Below are 14316 nucleotides of genomic sequence, written 5' to 3' on the forward strand. Positions count from 1 at the left end.
CCGGTCCCGGCGGTCTTCCCGGGGACGGGCTCGGATGAAATCCGCCCCCGTCGTCCCCCGGAGGCTTGCGCTTGCCCCGGGCGCCCACGACGTCGACCCGGCGGACGTGCCCTGCCTGCCCCCGGAGCAGGTGTTCCCGGCACTGGGCAGCTCGCCGCGCGGTCTCACCCCCGCCGAGGCCGCAGCGCGCCTGGCACGTCACGGCTCCAACGAGTTGCCCGCAGCAGCCGGGCGGGGACCGTGGCCGCGGCTGCTGTCCCAGTTCACCGATCTGTTCGCAGTGGTGCTGCTGGTCGCCTCCGCCATCACGTTCCTCGCGTACGGGCTGCAGGAGCCCCGCGACGAAGGGACGCTCCAGCTCGCCTTCGCCATCGCCGCGGTGGTGCTGCTCAACGCCGTGATCGGCTTCGCCCAGGAGTACTCGGCCGAGCGCACCGCCGAGTCACTTCAGGCGATGGTGCCGCACACGTGCACCGTGCTGCGCGACGGGGAGCGGGTGCCGCTGCCCGTACGGGAACTCGTGCCGGGTGATCTGCTGGTCCTGGAGGCGGGCGACGCGGTGCCCGCCGACTGCCGGCTCGTCGAGGCACGGGCGGTCGAGCTGAACAACGCCGCACTCACCGGGGAGAGCGAGCCCGTGCGGCGGACCGCGGAGGCGGTACCGGCCGGCCCGCTGCTGCAGGCGCGTGACTGCCTGTTCATGGGTACCGACGTGGTGGCCGGCTCGGGCAAGGCCGTTGTCTTCGCGACCGGCGCGGCGACCGAGTTCGGCCGGATCTTCCGGCTGACGGCACGGGCGCCCCGTCAGCGGACCCCGTTGCAGGTACAGGTCGCGGCGATGGCCCGGCGGGTCGCGCTGGCGGCCCTGGTGATCGGAGCCCTGCTGTTCGCGATCCGGATCCCGTCGGGGCAGCCGGTGGTGGCCTCGTTCGTCTTCGCGCTCGGCGTCATGGTCGCCCTGGTCCCGGAGGGACTCCCGGCGACGTTGTCGGTGTCGCTGGCCATCGGCGTGCGGCGGATGGCCCGGCGCAACGCGCTGGTGAAGAAGCTGCTGGCGGTGGAGGCGCTCGGGTCGACGACGGTGATCTGCACCGACAAGACCGGCACCCTCACCCAGGCCGAGATGACCGTGACCCGGCTGTGGGCACGCGGGGCCTGGCACGAGGTGTCCGGTGTCGGATACGAGCCCGTCGGCACGCTCACCGATCCCGGCCCGGTACGGGAACTGCTGCGGGTGGCCGCCCTGTGCTGCGACGCACGCCTGTTGCCCCCGGGTGAGCGGGGCGGTACGCGCATCCTGGGCGACACCACGGAAGGCGCCCTGCTGGTGGCGGCCGCCAAGGCCGGAGTGGACACCGCCGGCGAGGAGCAGCGCACACCGCGGGTGACGGAGTTCCCCTTCGACTCCGACCGCAAAGTCATGAGCACGGTGAACGCGCTCCCGGACGGCGGCAGCCAGATCTGCGTGAAGGGTGCGGCGCAGGAACTGCTCGCGCGCTGCACGCATGCCGTCGGCGAGTCGGGGCCCGAGCCGCTGACCGCCCGGGCACGGGAAGCGATCACCGAGGCGAACGACGCGATGGCCGCGCAAGGACTGCGGGTACTGGGGGTGGCACAGCGGACGCTGCCGCCCGGGCAGCCGTCAGGATCACAGGAGGAAGCCGAGTCCCACCTGGTGTTCCTGGGGCTGGCCGGAATGCAGGATCCGCCGCGCCCGGAGGTCACCGACGCCGTCACGGCTTGCCGTCGGGCGGGGATCCGCATCGTGATGGTCACCGGCGACCATCCGCTGACCGCCGAGGCGGTCGCGCGGCGGGTGGGGATCGTCCGCGGGGCGGCACCCTTGGTGATGACGGGCGCGGACCTGGACTCCATGGACAGCGAGGCACTGCGCGAACTGCTGGGGCGCCCTGGCGAGTTGCTGCTGTGCCGGGTCAGCCCCGAGCACAAGATGCGGGCTGTCGCAGCCCTGCAGGGGACCGGCCACGTGGTGGCGGTCACCGGGGACGGCGCCAACGACGCTCCCGCGCTCAAACACGCCGACATCGGGGTGGCCATGGGAGCCGGGGGCACCGACGTGGCCCGCGAGGCCGCCGAGATGGTACTGCTGGACGACTCCTTCGCGTCGATCGCGGCGGCCGTCCGTCTGGGCCGCTCGGTCTACCGCAACATCCGCAAGTTCCTGGTCTACCTGTTCAGCCACAACGTCGCCGAGCTGGTCCCGATCCTCGTCGCGACCTTCGTGGGGTTCCCGCTCGTGCCGATCACCGCCGTGCAGATCCTCGCCATCGACCTGGGATCGGACGTGCTGCCCGCGCTCGCGCTCGGCGCCGAGCCCCCCGAGCCCGATGTGATGGACCGACCGCCGCGTTCCCGGCGCGAACCGCTGTTCTCCGCGGCAGTGGTCCGCCGCTTCCTGTTCCTCGGCAGCATCCAGGCGCTGGGGGTGTGCGCGGTCTTCTTCTGGCACGTCAACTCCGCGGGCGTCCCCTACGCGGACTTCACCGCCGGCAACCCCGTCTACCGGGAGGCGATCACCATGGTCCAGGCGGGCATCGTCGTCAGCCAGTTCTTCAACGCCCAGGCGGTGCGCACCGACCGCGAGAGCGTCTTCCGCATCGGCCTGTGGACCAACCCCGCGCTCATCGCCGCGGGCTTGCTGGGGGTCGCCATCATGGCGGCGATCTCCTATCTGCCCTTCCTGCAGGCCGTGTTCCACACCGCGCCGCTGGACGCCGCCGACTGGGCCGTGCTCGCCGCGTTCGGCGCACTGCCGCTGGCCGCCGAGGAACTGCGCAAGTGGTGGCTGCGGCGTTTCCGGCCACTGCCCGGCGCGGGGCGACGGGAAGGGGCGGGGGCATGAAGGTGATCATCGTGGGCTGCGGGCGGGTGGGTTCCGCGCTGGCCCTGCGCCTCACCGCCGAGGGCCACGACATCTGGGTGGTCGACCGTCGTCCGCAGGCCCGGAAAGCCCTTCGTGAAGGTTTCGCCGGGCACTTCCTCGAGGGCAACGGCTACAGCCGCGCGGTGCTGGACGCGGCGGGCGTCGGACACGCCGACGCGCTGCTGGCGGTGACCGGCCGGGACAACGGCAACATCGTCACCGCGCGAGTGGCGAGGCAGACGTACCGGGTGCCTGTCGTCCTTGCCAGGGTCGACGACCCGCGCAGGGCCGAGGTCCACCGGGGCCTGGGCATCCGCACCATCAGCAGCGTCAGCTGGACCGTCGACCGGCTGCACCGCCTTCTGCTGCACCGGCACCTCGCGCCGGAACTGGGGTTCGGCGACGGCGAGACACTGCTCGTCCGTTCCAGCCTGCCCGACTACCTCACCGGCCGCCCACTGTCGGTGTTCGAGGTCGACGGCGAGATCCGTGTCGCGGAGGTCACCCGCGGCGGGCACTCGCTCGTTCCCTCGCGCCACACGCTGGCCGAGCCCGGGGACGTGGTCACCTTCACCGTCGCCACCACGGCCCTCGGTCGCCTGCGCGGTTTCCTCGGCAAGGAGCTCGGGACATGAGAGCGATCGTCGCGGGCGCCGGACGGCTCGGCGCCCAGGTGGCCCAAGTGCTCGCCGCCGCACGGTACGACGTGACCGTCCTCGAACGGGACGAGGCACGCGCCGCCGAACTCGGCCCGCGACTCGCCGTCCGGATGCTGACCGGCGACGCGTGCGACCCGGACCTGCTCGAACACGCGGGCGCGCTCAACGCCGATCTGGTCATCGCCACCACCGGGGAGGACGAGGACAACCTGATCGTCAGCCTCCTGGCCAAACGCCACTTCGGCGTCCCGCGCGTGGCCGCCCGCGTCAACGACGAGGAGAACGCCTGGCTGTTCGACGGCACGTGGGGGGTGGACAGCGCGGTACCCGCCGCCACGCCGCTGATCTCGCTGATCGAGGAGGCGACGGGAGCCACCGACACCGTGGCCCTGCTGCGGCTGAGCAAGGCAGGGGTCAACGTCATCGAGACCGCCATCCGTGCCGCGTCCCGGGCCGCCGGCCGCCCGCTGGCCGAGGTGGTCCTGCCGGAGGGCAGCGTGATCGCCACCGTGGTCCGCGAGGGCCGGCCCAACGTGCCGACGCCGCAGATGGTGCTGCGGCCCGGCGACGAACTGCTCGTGGTCTCCCACTCTGCGACCGAACAGGAGATCCACACGGCCGTCCAGTGAGACGGGCGGCTCGTCGGCCGGCACGTGGTCAGCCGGAGCGAGCGGGGAGCGACACCCGGAACTCGGTGTGCCCGGGGCGGCTGGTGACCTCGACGGCGCCGTGGTGGGCGGTGACGATCGCGTGGACGATCGCGAGTCCGAGGCCGGTACTGCCCGTACTGCGCGAACGGGCCTGGTCGGCACGGACGAAGCGGGTGAAGACCTCGGGCTGGAGTTCCGCCGGGATCCCGGGCCCGTCGTCGCTGACGGTGAGACGTGCGCCGTCCGCGTCCGAGGAGAGGGCGACCGACACTTCCGTACCGGCCGGGGTGTGCGTGCGGGCGTTGGCCATGAGGTTCCCGAGGGCCTGCTGTAGACGATGGCCGTCTCCGGACACCACGACGGGCTCCTCGGGAAGGTCCAGGAACCAGCGGTGGCCCGGTCCCGCGGCGCGGGCGTCGTCGACGGCGTCGAGGACGAGCCGGGTCAGGTCGACCTCCTCGTGCTCGAGAGGGCGACCCGCATCGAGACGGGCCAGGAGCAGGAGGTCGTCGACGAGGTGCGTCATGCGCTGCGACTCGGACTGGATGCGATCGAGGGCGTGGCGGATCTCGGCGGGGACAGGGCCCCGATGGCGAAGGGCGAGTTCGGCGTGGCCCCTGATGTTCGCGACGGGGGTCCGCAGTTCGTGGCTGGCGTCGGCGGCGAAGTGCCGGAGTCGCTCCTCGCCGGCCTGACGCCGGACCAGGGCGTCCTCCACGTGCCCGAGCATGTGGTTGAGCGCGGCGGCGACCTGGCCGACCTCGGTGCGGGGGTCGGTGTCCGGCAGGGGCCGCGGCATGGCGACCTCGCCGGTGGCCAGGGGCAGGCGTGCGACACCGGACGCGTGCTCGGTGACCCGGTGCAGGGGTCGCAGGCTCACCCGTACCCACAACGTCCCCGCGACTCCGGTGGCGAGGAGGGCCGCGCCGAAGACCACGGCCTCCACGGCTTCGAGGCGGTGCAGCGTCGCTTCGACGGGGTGCAGTGGAAGTCCGGTGAGCAGGACGTCGCCGTCGTCGCCGCGGACCGCCGTGACGCGGTAGGCGCCGAGCGAGGCGATGCGGATGCTGTGCCCCCTCCCGTCGACCGGGACACCTCCCAGGGCGCGTCGGTCTCCGGCGGAGAGCGCCAGGGGGCGGTCGGCCGCGTCGTCGACCACGGCGGCGTGGGTGACGTCGCCGCCCAGCAGTCGGGCGCCGAAGGTCGCGTCGGCCTGCCCCCTGGTGTCGGGGCGGTTGTCCGCGTCGGGCGTCCTCTCGTGCTCCAGACTGGCCGCGAAGCGCCCCCCGGTCGCCGTCAACTGCTCGTCCAGTCGTCCCAGCAGGAATCCCTTGAGCGCGAGGACGGTGGTGACGCCCACGGCCGCGCAGGCCACCGCCAGCAGGACGAGGAGCCCGGCGGTGAGCTGACCCCGCAGGGTGCGGGGAGGGAGTCGTCTCATGGGGCCTCGGACCTCAGGACGTATCCGACGCCGCGGACCGTGTGGATCATCGGGGAACGTCCCGCGTCGATCTTCTTGCGGAGATAACTGATGTAGAGCTCGACGACATGGGCCTGGCCGCCGAAGTCGTACGCCCAGACCCGGTCGAGGATCTGGCTCTTGGACAGCACCCGGCGCGGGTTGCGCATGAGGAACCGCAGCAGCTCGAACTCCGTCCGGGACAGCTCGATCAGGGTCCCGGCACGGCGGACCTCCCGGGCCTCCTCGTCCATCGTGAGGTCGCCGACGACCAGCCGGTCCACGTCGGTGGCGGCGGTCATCCCGGCCCTGCGGAGCAGACCGCGCAGCCGCGCGATGACCTCCTCCAGGCTGTACGGCTTGGTCACGTAGTCGTCGCCGCCCGCCGTGATGCCGGCGACGCGGTCCTCGACCGCGTCGCGAGCCGTCAGGAACAGCACGCACACGCGGTCGGCGTCACGCCGCAGCTCGCGCAGGACGTGCAGGCCGTCGACGTCGGGCAGCATCCAGTCCAGGACGACCGCGTCAGGGCGGAAGTCGCGGGCGGTCGCGAGCGCGGACGCCCCGTCTGCGGCCGTCCGTACCCGGCAGCCCTCTCCGGCCAGGGCGGCGGAGAGCACGTCGGTGACATCGGGCTCGTCGTCGACGACCAGGATGCGCACCGGGCTCCCGTCGGGACGGTGCATGCCGGGGGGTGGTGTGCGGCTCTCTTCCATGGTGAGTACAGCATCCCTCGCACACGTCCCCACGGCGGCCCCGGAAACCTCTGCGTTTCCTCTGAGTTCCCGCTGGGCTGCCCGGATCAGAGGAAACGCAGAGGTTCGATGCCGATGCTGGGGGCGCCCGACGACGATCACGCTCCTGGGAGCCTCATGGCCGCCACCTCCACCACCGCCCACGCCGGTCGCGGACTGCGCCACCGGCGGCCGCGCCGCAGCCTCGTCCCGGTGCTCGCGCCGCTCGCGATCTGGGCGGGCGCCGCGGGAGTGCTGGCGTTGTGGTGGTCCGACACCACCTCCGTCGTCGGTCCGGCGGGGTGGCTGACCGGTGCGGGCCGCATCACGGGCCTCCTCGCCGGATACGCCTGCGCGGTCCTGCTCGTGCTGATGGCTCGCGTGCCCCTCCTCGACCACAGTGTCGGAACCGACCGGCTCGCCCGCTGGCACGCCTGGGGCGGGCGCTGCACCGTCTCCCTGGCCCTGGCCCACACGCTGCTGATCATCTGGGGTTACGCCGCCGCCTCGCACGCCTCCTTCGTGGGACAGACCATGACACTCGTCCTGGACTATCCGGACCTCCTCAAGGGCACCGCCGGATTCCTGCTGTTCGTCGCCACGGGTGCGGTCTCCGCGCGTGCGGCCCGCCGGAAGATGAGCTACGAGACCTGGCACTACCTGCACTTCGCCACCTACCTCGCGGTCTTCCTCGCCTTCGGGCACCAGCTGTCCAACGGAGCGGACTTCGTCGGGAACCGGGCAGCCCAGACCGCCTGGTACGCGCTCTACCTCGGCGCCGCCGTCCTGGTCGCCTGGTACCGATTCGCCGTCCCGCTCCGGCGCGGCCTCCGCCACGGGCTCACGGTCGTCGCCGTCCACCCGGAGGCACCCGGGATCGTGTCCGTCCACCTCACCGGTGAGCACCTGGACGAGCTGGCGGGTGCGCCGGGACAGTTCCTGCGCTGGCGCTTCCTGACCCGCGGGCTGTGGTGGACCGCCAACCCGTACTCCCTGTCCGCCCCGCCCCACCCTCGGCACCTGCGCATCACCGTGAAGTCCGCGGGCGGCCACAGCGGCGCCCTGGCCCAGCTGACCCCGGGCACCCGCGTGTGGGCGGAAGGCCCCTACGGCGCGTTCACCGCGGACCGTCGCACCGCGTCGAAGGTCCTCCTGCTGGCGGGAGGTGTCGGCATCACCCCGCTGCGGACTCTCTTCGAGACCCTGCCCGGCCCGGTGACCCTCGTCTACCGGGCACGCCGTCCGGAAGACCTCGCCCTGCGCGGCGAACTCGACGCGATAGCGCACAGGCGCGGCGCCACGGTCCATTACGTGGTGGACGACCCCGCTCGCCACCACTCCCCCCTGACCGCGCAGGCACTGTCCGCCCTCGTCCCCGGGCTGGCCGGTCACGACGTCTACCTCTGCGGCCCGCCGCCCATGACGGAAGCCGCGGTGCGGGCCTTGCGCGAGGCGGGAGTGCCCGCCCGCCGCATCCACCACGAGTCGTTCGCGTTCTGAGGAGAACCACCGCATGCGTCGCGCCGTGCTCACCACCACCGGGACCAGTGCCCTCATCGCCGGGATGCTCTTCCTCAAACCCCACCAGCCGTCCGTCGTGGCGGGCGGTCCGGATCCCTCGGCTGCCTCGCCCACGCCCCAGCGGTCGGAGCAGGCGTCCCCAGGCGGCCACGGCGCCGCCAACGGCACCTTCACCGGTGCGCCCGTGGACACTCCCTACGGGACGGTGCAGGTGGCGGCCACGCTCGCCGACGGAAGGATCACCGCCGTCCGGGTCCTCCAGGCGCCGGACGAGAACGGCAGGGACCGGCAGATCGCCGCCTACGCCCTGCCCCGCCTGACGCAGGAGGCCCTCGGCGCCCAGAGTGCCCGCATCGACGCCGTGTCCGGGGCGAGCTACACCAGCCAGGGGTACGTCCGGTCCCTGCAGAGCGCTCTGGACCAGGCCCGTGCGTGACCCCGCCCGCGGGCTGCACCACGTCGAACACGTGATGGGCACCGTCTTCTCCTTCGACGTCCGGGACCGGGCCACCTGCGCCGTCCGCGATGCCCTCGACCGTGCCGTCCGCCATCTGCACACCGTGGACGCCGTGTTCTCCACGTACCGTCCCGACAGCGCCGTCAGCAGGCTCGGCCGCGGCGAGATCGGCCTCGATGACTGTCCGGGCGAGGTGCGCGACGTGCTGGAGCTGTGCGCCCGGGCGAGCCACGAGACGGACGGCTGGTTCAGCATCACGGCCGGCGGCACCCTCGACCCCTCGGGTCTCGTCAAGGGGTGGGCCACCGAGAACGCCTCCCGGATGCTCCACGAGGCCGGGGCACACCACACCTGCGTGAACGGGGGCGGCGACGTCCGCCTCCGGGGCCAGGCGGCCCCGGGCACCCCTTGGCGCATCGGCATCGCCGACCCGCTTCACCCGGGAGCGCCGGCCGTCGTCGTGTCCGCGAGCGGCGACCTGGCCATCGCGACCTCGGGCACCGCGGAACGCGGCGCCCACATCCTCGACCCGCACGGCGGCACCCCCGCCGCCGCCCTGGCGTCCATCACCGTCATCGGGCCGGGCCTGACGATGACCGACGCCTACGCCACCGCGGCCTTCGCACGTGGCAACGGATCCCGCGCCTGGCTGGAGACGCTGGACGGGTACGAGGCGCTGGCCATCCTGCCCGACGGCCGTACCTGGCGAACGCCGGGATTCAGCGCCCACGTCGCCTGAGCGGCGAGCCCGCGGACCCACGCGCGCCCGACGGCATCCGCGGGTCCTTCGACGACGCGGGAAAGAGCCGTGCCTGCAGGCGCATCGCCAGGTAGCCGAGGGCCGACAGACCGCACGCGATGCCGAGGTCTCCGGCCGAGAGCGGTTCCGTGCCCAGCAGCGCGCGCAGCGGGGGCAGACAGACGCCCGCGATCTGCAGGGCAAGTGCTGTCGCGACGGCGACCAGCAGGAAGGGGTTGGCCCAACTGCCGTGGCGGGCCCGGGATGCGAGGGCGATTCCGAGCTGGGTGGCCCCGAGGACGAGGAAGACCATGCTCTGCCACGGACGCCCGGTGTCGTGCGCCCACATGCCCGTGAGCAGCGTGAGGACGGTGACGAAGCAGCCCATCAGCAGGATCCGCGGCCACAGCCCGGCGCCGAGCACGCTTTCGCCCGGCGGGCGGGGCGGTCGGCGCATGACCGCGGGGTCGGCCGGCTCGGCGCCCAGTGCCACCCCGGGAAGGCCGTGGGTGAGCAGGTTGATCCACAGGATCTGGGCCGGGAGCAGCGGCAGTGGCATGCCCAGGAAGGGGCCGAGGAGCATGACCAGGATCTCGGCCGTTCCCCCGCACAGGGCGTAGAGCAGAAAGCGGCGGACGTTGGCGTAGACCCGGCGGCCCTCCTCCACGGCGGAGACCACCGTGCCCAGGTCGTCGTCGGCCAGGACGAGATCGGCGGCCTGCCGTGCCACCTCTGTGCCGCGGCGTCCCATGGCGACGCCGATGTCGGCGTGGTGCAGAGCCGGGCCGTCGTTGACGCCGTCGCCGGTCATCGCGACGACGTGACCGCTGCGGCGCCATGCCTGGACGATGTCGAGTTTCTGCTCGGGGGTGGTACGGGCGTACACCCGGGTGCCGGTGGGATCGCCCACGAGGCCGTGGTCGATCCGGTCTCCGGTCGTCACGCGGCTGCCGTCGAGGATGCCGAGGCGACCCGCGACGGCGCCCGCGGTCAGCGGATGGTCCCCGGTGATCATGACGGGGACGACCCCCGCGGTGCGGCAGGCTGCCACGGTGTCCGCGGCTGTGGGCCGTGGCGGGTCGAGGACGGCGACGAGACCGAGCAGCGACAGCCCGACGGACTCCCAGTCGCCAGGGGTGCCGGTCGAGGACGGCGGGCAGTGGTCGGCAGCCGCCACGGCGAGCACACGGTACCCCTGGCGCGCCAACTCCTCGGCACGACCGGCGGCCGCAGCGAGCACGGGAAGCGGGTCGTCGAGGACTTCGGCCCGCAGCATGACCTCCGGTGCGCCCTTGGACACCACGAGGCAACCGTCGACTGGTCCACGGTGAACGGTGGTCATGCGTTTGCGGCCGCTGTCGAACGGAACCTCGTCCACGCGTGGCAGCTCCCGTAGGAGTGCCTCGCGGTCCAGGCCCAGCCGTGCCCCGGCGACGAGGAGGGCGGCCTCGGTGGGGTCGCCCAGGGCATGCCAGGTCGTCGCACCGTCCGCGCCGGCCGAGGGCTCCAGCCCGGCGTCGTTGCACAGTACGGCGGCGCGCAGCAGTCGGGCCAGATCAGGCGCATCGTCGGGAATGACGGCCCGGCCGTCCCGCACCAGGCTCCCCTGCGGTTCGTAGCCCTTGCCACGAGCCTCGGCCTCGCCCTCAGGGGTCCAGAACCGTTCGGCGACCATGCGGCCCTCGGTGAGGGTGCCGGTCTTGTCCGTGGCGAGGACGGTGACGGAACCCAGCGTCTCCACCGCCGGCAGGTGGCGCACGATGGCGTTCCGGGCGGCCATCCGCCGGGCGCCGAGGGCCAGCCCGAGCGTCACGACGGCGGGCAGGGACTCGGGTACGGCCGCGACGGCCAGGCTGATCGCCGCCACGACCATCAGCTCCACCGGCTGCCCTCGCAGCAGCCCGATGGTCAGCACCACGGCGCACAGCACCACAGTGACGGCGGCGAGGACCCGTCCGAAACCGGCGAGCCTGCGCTGCAGCGGGGTCAGCGCGGGCGCCGTACCGATGAGCGAGGCGATGCGGCCGGTCGCGCTCGCGGCTCCCGTCGCGGTCACGACGACCGTGCCCCGGCCGCGGACGACGACAGTGCCCGACGCCGTCGAGGCACCGGCGTCCTTGTCCACCGGAACGGACTCGCCCGTGATCGACGACTCGTCCACCAGCAGCGCCGCGGCCTCCGTCACCTCGCCGTCCGCGGGAACGATGTCGCCCTCCCCCAGCAGCACCACGTCGCCCGGCACCACCTCCACCGCCGGCACCCGACGCTCCTCACCGTCGCGGACCACACGGGCGGCGGGTGCGCTGAGAGCCGTCAGGGCGGCCACGGCCTGTTCGGCACGGACCTCCTGCGCCACGCCGACGGCCGTGTTGACGGTGATGACGAGCAAGATGACGCACGCGTCGGGGAAGTCGCCCGTGGCGAGGGTGAGGACGGCGGCCACGACCAGGACCAGGATCAGCGGGTCCTTCATCTGCTGCGCCACGCGACGCCACAGCGGGGTCGGCGGGCGCGGCGCCACCTCGTTCCCGCCGTAGCGGGCGAGTCGTCGTTCCGCATCTTCTTGTGAGAGCCCTTGTCGGGCCACAGCCGTGTCGTGGTGGGTTGCGGGTCCCACGGGATCACCTCTCCGCCGTCGGCGCTTCCCCGGTCGCGGTGGTGCGATCACCCCGGCCAGGCCGGGGGTCCGGACGCCACCAGCCCTGCCGTGCCGTCCTCGGGCGGTTCCTTCAGTACCGTCCAGGCCACGGGTCCCAGGAGATCGGCCAGGTGCTGGAAGACGTCGAGGAAGAGATCGTCGACGGTGAGCACCCCTGCGAGCCGGTGCCCGTCCAGCACGGGCAGGCGCCGCACGCCGCAGCGGCGGAACGTCCGGTAGGCGTCCGCGAGGTCGTCGGTGACGTCCAGCGTGGTCACGGGGGCCGACATCAGTTCGGACACCGGCATGTCCGGGTCGCCACCCTGCGCCAGGCAGCGTATGACCAGATCACGGTCGGTGACGATACCCAGCAGGCGATCCGCGCGGGCGACCAGTACGGATCCGACCCCGGCGTCCTCCATCCGCAGGGCGGCCTGCCGCGCCGAGGTGCCGGGCTGCACGGTGACGACGGGCGCGTTCATGAACTCGGAGACCTTCACGGTGCGCTCCCGACGGCGGTCGTGAGGTCGAGGGTCACCTCGGGTGGTGCCGACAAGGTGTTGTGGATCGTGCAGTGCCGCGCCACGGCCAGCAGTCCGGCGGCGCGTTCGGGCGGCAGAGGGGGGACCGTCAGCCGAAGGGCGACCGCACTGATCCGCGCGCCGGGTGCCTTGGTGAAGCGGGCGCCGACCCGCAGTTCATCGCCGGGCAGGTGGTGCCGGTCCAGGTAGCGCCCGGCGTAGTGGGCGACGCATGACGCGAGGGACGCCACGAACAGCTCCACCGGGGTGGGTCCCCGGTCCGTCCCCGGGCCGCCGAGCGGCTGGTCGGTGTCGATCCGGTGCCCGCGTACGACGGTGGCGTAGTGATCGCCTTCCACCCGGCGTACCTCCACGGGAAGGTCGCCCCGGTCATCCGCGTCGCCCCGGTCATCCGCGTCGCGCAGGGCTTCCCGCTCGACGGCGCGGGCCTGGGCCGTCAGCATCGCGGCCAGGTGGCGGGCCTCGGCAGGGGTGAGGCCCGCCCGGCCGCGCCATCGGTCGCAGGACGACCGTGCAACGTCCAGGCCGATCCGCCCCGTCCCGACAGGGCGCTCGACGGGATCGACTCGGGACACGGTGATCTCGCAGCCGCTTCGGGTACGCATCGGGCCCGGGCGGGTGAACTGCCGGTCTCGCAGCATGTCGGCCTCCCTCGGTCGGGCTTTCCCTTCGTCCAGCAGACCGCCGCGGCTCTGTACGACGGCAGGGGGCGTTGGGCCCGTCCACGGGGCCGGGTGGCCCAATGGCGGCGGTTACCGGCGGGTCCCAGACTGGGTGCGGGAGGTTTTCCGTCCCTCGTCGAAGGAGGCGGCCATGAACGCCAACCTGCAACCGGCGACGGTGAGCGACGTGATGACACGCAAGGTCGTCGCGGTGGCCCTGGGCACGTCCTTCAAGGAGATCGTGCGGACCCTGGAACAGTGGAAGGTCAGCGCGCTGCCCGTGGTGGCCGACGGCACCCGGGTCGTCGGCGTGGTCTCCGAGGCGGATCTGCTGCGCAAGGAGGAACACCGCGAGGACGTCGCCCCGCCGATCGGCGCGGGCCCGGACAAGGCGGCCGCCGTCACCTCCGAGCAGCTGATGACGGCCCCGGCGGTCACCGTGCGCGAGGACGCCCCCCTGGCGCAGGCGGCACGGACGATGGCGCTGCACCACGTGAAACGGCTGCCCGTGGTCGACGCCGACGGAACGTTGCGCGGCGTGGTGAGCCGCGGCGACCTGCTCAAGGTGTTCCTGCGGACGGACGAGTACATCGCCCGTGACGTGCAGAACGTCCTCGCGGGCGAAGTCCTGCCGGGCGCGTGGCAGTTGGTGGACGTCGAAGTCACCGACGGAATCGTGACGGTGAGCGGCCTGCTCGCCGACAGGTCGCTGGTCCCGGTCGTGGCACGGATGGTGCGCTCCGTCGAGGGTGTCGTGGACGTGCGCTTCGACCTCACGTCGAGTCGCGTGTGAGGCTCCCCTGAGGCAACCGGTCGGCCCCCTCGACGGGCCCGGCCGGCCCAAGCGGACGCCTGGCGCCGCGCAACACCCTGACGGCAGGACACGACTCCGTCCGAAGGAGGGAAGGCCGTGAAGGCGTGGGTTTTCCAGGGGCCCGGACAGGCCCGCCGGCAGGAGGTGCCGGATCCGCAGGTCAAGGACCCCGGCGACGCGATCGTGCGCGTCGGCGCGGTCACCGTCTGCGGAACCGATCTGCACATCCTCAAGGGTGGCCGGGCGGCCATACGGCCAACGTCGGCGTCCACGGCGCGCCGGTCACCCTTCACCTGGAGGACCTGTGGAGGAGGAACGTGACCATCACCACGCGGCTGGTGGACACGTACTCGACCCCGGTGCTGTTGCGCATGATGGCTTCCGGACGCCTTCCGGCCGCTTCCCTCGTCACCCACACCTTCGAACTCCACGACATGGAGGAGGCCTACGGCGTGTTCGGCCGGGCGGCCGACACCGCGGCGCTCAAGGTCGTGCTCGGCGGCCCGCACCACTCGGCGGTGGCGCTCACCGACTGAGCTCTGAGGAAAGGACCGACG

Annotated in this window: 12 protein-coding genes and 1 pseudogene; 8 read left to right on the forward strand and 5 right to left on the reverse strand. The window is 72.8% G+C overall.

What is annotated here, in order from left to right; translation table 11 throughout:
• Positions 1 to 34 precede the first annotated feature (34 nt).
• From ACFYYN_RS29995 to ACFYYN_RS30005, 3 genes are read left to right on the forward strand one after another with little or no spacing between them, the layout of a single operon-like run.
• Entirely contained in the window at positions 35 to 2863 is a 2829-nt protein-coding gene (locus tag ACFYYN_RS29995) for a cation-translocating P-type ATPase (protein ID WP_500548233.1), read from the forward strand.
• Positions 2860 to 3519 carry an NAD-binding protein gene (locus ACFYYN_RS30000; protein WP_500438995.1) on the forward strand — a complete coding sequence of 220 codons (660 nt, stop codon included), beginning with the start codon at positions 2860 to 2862 and terminating at the stop codon, positions 3517 to 3519. Before ACFYYN_RS29995 ends, ACFYYN_RS30000 begins: the two co-directional genes overlap by 4 nt.
• Positions 3516 to 4172, forward strand: coding sequence for a potassium channel family protein (locus tag ACFYYN_RS30005; protein WP_500548234.1), 657 nt, complete (start codon positions 3516 to 3518; stop codon positions 4170 to 4172). Before ACFYYN_RS30000 ends, ACFYYN_RS30005 begins: the two co-directional genes overlap by 4 nt.
• A gap of 28 nt (positions 4173 to 4200) precedes the next feature.
• On the opposite strand, the gene ACFYYN_RS30010 is transcribed toward ACFYYN_RS30005, so the two are convergent.
• Complete coding sequence (locus ACFYYN_RS30010; protein WP_500548235.1) at positions 4201 to 5634, reverse strand: sensor histidine kinase; 1434 nt, start codon at positions 5632 to 5634, stop codon at positions 4201 to 4203.
• Positions 5631 to 6368, reverse strand: a complete 738-nt coding sequence (locus tag ACFYYN_RS30015) for a response regulator transcription factor (protein WP_500357991.1) — start codon at positions 6366 to 6368, stop codon at positions 5631 to 5633. The genes ACFYYN_RS30010 and ACFYYN_RS30015 overlap by 4 nt, the downstream gene beginning before the upstream one ends.
• A 156-nt stretch (positions 6369 to 6524) precedes the next feature.
• On the opposite strand from ACFYYN_RS30015, the gene ACFYYN_RS30020 reads away from it, so the two are divergent.
• From ACFYYN_RS30020 to ACFYYN_RS30030, 3 genes are read left to right on the forward strand one after another with little or no spacing between them, the layout of a single operon-like run.
• Positions 6525 to 7886 (forward strand): ferredoxin reductase family protein, encoded by a 1362-nt coding sequence (locus ACFYYN_RS30020; protein ID WP_500548236.1) that lies wholly within the window; start codon positions 6525 to 6527, stop codon positions 7884 to 7886.
• Between the two features lie 13 nt (positions 7887 to 7899).
• Positions 7900 to 8343 (forward strand): FMN-binding protein, encoded by a 444-nt coding sequence (locus tag ACFYYN_RS30025; protein WP_499508988.1) that lies wholly within the window; start codon positions 7900 to 7902, stop codon positions 8341 to 8343.
• Complete coding sequence (locus tag ACFYYN_RS30030) at positions 8336 to 9103, forward strand: FAD:protein FMN transferase (protein WP_500548237.1); 768 nt, start codon at positions 8336 to 8338, stop codon at positions 9101 to 9103. Before ACFYYN_RS30025 ends, ACFYYN_RS30030 begins: the two co-directional genes overlap by 8 nt.
• Here the strand turns inward: ACFYYN_RS30030 and ACFYYN_RS30035 are convergent.
• The 3 genes from ACFYYN_RS30035 to ACFYYN_RS30045 are packed head-to-tail and all read right to left on the reverse strand — an operon-like array spanning position 9084 to position 12924.
• Positions 9084 to 11771: a cation-translocating P-type ATPase gene (locus ACFYYN_RS30035; protein ID WP_500548238.1), complete on the reverse strand. Its 2688-nt coding sequence runs from the start codon at positions 11769 to 11771 to the stop codon at positions 9084 to 9086. The two genes, ACFYYN_RS30030 and ACFYYN_RS30035, sit on opposite strands and share 20 nt — an antisense overlap.
• Entirely contained in the window at positions 11768 to 12241 is a 474-nt protein-coding gene (locus tag ACFYYN_RS30040; protein WP_500548239.1) for a CBS domain-containing protein, read from the reverse strand. The genes ACFYYN_RS30035 and ACFYYN_RS30040 overlap by 4 nt, the downstream gene beginning before the upstream one ends.
• Positions 12238 to 12924, reverse strand: coding sequence for an OsmC family protein (locus tag ACFYYN_RS30045; protein ID WP_500548240.1), 687 nt, complete (start codon positions 12922 to 12924; stop codon positions 12238 to 12240). Before ACFYYN_RS30045 ends, ACFYYN_RS30040 begins: the two co-directional genes overlap by 4 nt.
• A gap of 172 nt (positions 12925 to 13096) precedes the next feature.
• On the opposite strand from ACFYYN_RS30045, the gene ACFYYN_RS30050 reads away from it, so the two are divergent.
• On the forward strand, positions 13097 to 13738 hold the full coding sequence (locus ACFYYN_RS30050; protein WP_500548241.1) for a CBS domain-containing protein: 642 nt from the start codon (positions 13097 to 13099) through the stop codon (positions 13736 to 13738).
• Between the two features lie 260 nt (positions 13739 to 13998).
• A pseudogene (locus ACFYYN_RS30055) lies at positions 13999 to 14295 on the forward strand (alcohol dehydrogenase); the annotation flags it as partial.
• Positions 14296 to 14316: the final 21 nt, after the last annotated feature.

The sequence above is a fragment of the Streptomyces sp. NPDC001902 genome (genome assembly GCF_042891295.1).
Taxonomy (GTDB): Bacteria; Actinomycetota; Actinomycetes; order Streptomycetales; family Streptomycetaceae; genus Actinacidiphila.

Coding starts and splice junctions, on each gene's coding strand:
- ACFYYN_RS29995 (WP_500548233.1), top strand. CDS start 35: ATGAAATCCGCCCCCGTCGTCCCCCGGAGGCTTGCGCTTGCCCCGGGC.
- ACFYYN_RS30000 (WP_500438995.1), top strand. CDS start 2,860: ATGAAGGTGATCATCGTGGGCTGCGGGCGGGTGGGTTCCGCGCTGGCC.
- ACFYYN_RS30005 (WP_500548234.1), top strand. CDS start 3,516: ATGAGAGCGATCGTCGCGGGCGCCGGACGGCTCGGCGCCCAGGTGGCC.
- ACFYYN_RS30010 (WP_500548235.1), bottom strand. CDS start 5,634: ATGAGACGACTCCCTCCCCGCACCCTGCGGGGTCAGCTCACCGCCGGG.
- ACFYYN_RS30015 (WP_500357991.1), bottom strand. CDS start 6,368: ATGGAAGAGAGCCGCACACCACCCCCCGGCATGCACCGTCCCGACGGG.
- ACFYYN_RS30020 (WP_500548236.1), top strand. CDS start 6,525: ATGGCCGCCACCTCCACCACCGCCCACGCCGGTCGCGGACTGCGCCAC.
- ACFYYN_RS30025 (WP_499508988.1), top strand. CDS start 7,900: ATGCGTCGCGCCGTGCTCACCACCACCGGGACCAGTGCCCTCATCGCC.
- ACFYYN_RS30045 (WP_500548240.1), bottom strand. CDS start 12,924: ATGCTGCGAGACCGGCAGTTCACCCGCCCGGGCCCGATGCGTACCCGA.
- ACFYYN_RS30050 (WP_500548241.1), top strand. CDS start 13,097: ATGAACGCCAACCTGCAACCGGCGACGGTGAGCGACGTGATGACACGC.